We start from the raw sequence: 1,924 nt of genomic DNA, 5'->3' as shown, positions 1-1,924 counted from the left end.
CGAAGCACGTTGACGGTATCTTCGTCAAAGCCGTCGATGTTGAGCATTTCTTCCACCGGTACGTAGGCAATCTCTTCCAGGCTGGTGAAGCCTTCATCTACCAGCACCTGTGCCAGGTCTTCGTCGACTTCCAGCTCGTCGATGAAGTTGCGCAGGATGTCGCCGGTTTCTGCTTGCTGCTTAGCCTGGATGTCCGATTCGGTCATCACGTTCAGGGTCCAGCCAGTCAACTGGCTAGCCAGACGCACGTTCTGACCACCGCGACCGATGGCCTGAGCCAGATTGTCTGCGCCAACGGCGATGTCCATTGCGTGGGCATCTTCGTCAACGATAATTGCCGCAACCTCAGCCGGGGACATGGCGTTGATCACGAACTGAGCCGGGTTGTCGTCCCAAAGAACGATATCAACACGCTCACCGCCCAACTCACCCGACACTGCCTGGACGCGCGAACCGCGCATACCGATGCAAGCACCTTGTGGGTCAATGCGTTTGTCCTTGGAGCGGACGGCGATCTTGGCGCGCGAACCCGGATCACGGGACGCTGCCATCACTTCGATCAGGCCTTCAGCAATTTCCGGCACTTCGATGCGGAACAACTCGATCAGCATTTCCGGCGCGGTACGCGACAGGATCAGCTGCGGGCCGCGGTTCTCGGTGCGGATTTCCTTGAGCAGCGCACGCAGACGCACGCCGACACGGAAGGTTTCGCGAGAAATGATGTCTTCACGGGCCAGCAACGCTTCAGCGTTGTTACCCAGATCGACGATCACGTTGTCGCGGGTGACTTTCTTCACGGTGCCGGAGATGATTTCTCCCAGGCGCTCGCGATAAGCGTCAACCACTTGAGCGCGCTCGGCTTCACGCACTTTCTGCACGATGACTTGCTTGGCAGTCTGTGCAGCAATGCGGCCGAACTCGATGGATTCGATCTTTTCTTCGACGACGTCGCCAACGTTGGCACCCGGATGCGTTTCAGCAACCTTGCTCGGCCAGGTTTCGATGGCCGGATCGTCGAGATCATTCTCTTCGACGACCGTCCAGCGACGGAAAGTTTCGTATGCCCCGGTGTGGCGGTTAATTTCCACACGCAGGTCAACTTCGTCTTCAAAACGCTTTTTGGTAGCAGTGGCCAAAGCCAGCTCCAGCGCTTCAAAAATTACGCTTGCCGGTACGCCCTTTTCATTGGATACCGACTCAACAACCAGCAGTACTTCTTTGCTCATCGTACGCCTCGCCTTTCGCAAGCCATTGGATCCGCGGGATCCGCGTCTCAGTCAAAACTGGGAATAATGTTGGCCTTGTCGATCATATCGATCGGCAACAGGAATTCATGGTCGTCTACCTGCACCACGACATCCTGTTCTTCTACACCGCGCAGAAGGCCCTGAAAGTTGCGTCGACCTTCAAAAGGCGAGCGCAGCTTGATCTTCACTTGTTCACCGACAAACTGGGCGAACTGCTCAATAGTGAACAGTGGGCGCTCCATGCCAGGCGAGGAAACTTCAAGGGTGTATTCAACGGTGATTGGATCTTCAACATCCAGCACACCACTGATCTGACGGCTGACAATGGCGCAATCGTCCACCAGCACGCCACCCTCTTTATCGATATAAACGCGCAACATCGAGTGACGACCCTGAGCCGAAAACTCGATACCCCAGCATTCATAGCCCAGGGCCACGACCACCGGGGCCAGCAAGGCCTGCAACTCTTCTAGCTTGCTCGACACCTGAACCCCCTAGTGCATGATATGTGCATGCTTTGCAAAATAAAAAAATGGGCGAAACGCCCATCCTTGAAACGCCGTCGAACAGCGGCGTTGAAAGTGTCCAGCTAACAAAAAGCCCCTGAAAAGGGGCTCCTTAAACTGGTTGCGGGGGCCGGATTTGAACCGACGACCTTCGGGTTAAACCCGAAGGTC

At 55.9% G+C, this 1,924-nt stretch carries 2 protein-coding genes; both read right to left on the bottom strand.

What is annotated here, in order from left to right:
• Positions 1-1,226 (bottom strand): transcription termination factor NusA (nusA, locus tag ACIOMO_RS27225; RefSeq protein WP_401244575.1); only part of this gene is annotated, 1,226 nt, incomplete at its 3' end.
• A gap of 47 nt (positions 1,227-1,273) precedes the next feature.
• Positions 1,274-1,732: a ribosome maturation factor RimP gene (rimP, locus tag ACIOMO_RS27220; protein ID WP_008088338.1), complete on the bottom strand. Its 459-nt coding sequence runs from the start codon at positions 1,730-1,732 to the stop codon at positions 1,274-1,276.
• Positions 1,733-1,924: the final 192 nt, after the last annotated feature.

It is taken from the genome of Pseudomonas sp. NPDC087804 (assembly GCF_044742965.1).
In the GTDB taxonomy this organism is placed as follows: domain Bacteria; phylum Pseudomonadota; class Gammaproteobacteria; order Pseudomonadales; family Pseudomonadaceae; genus Aquipseudomonas; species Aquipseudomonas rustica.
This window is presented reverse-complemented; position numbering and strand designations above follow the sequence as displayed.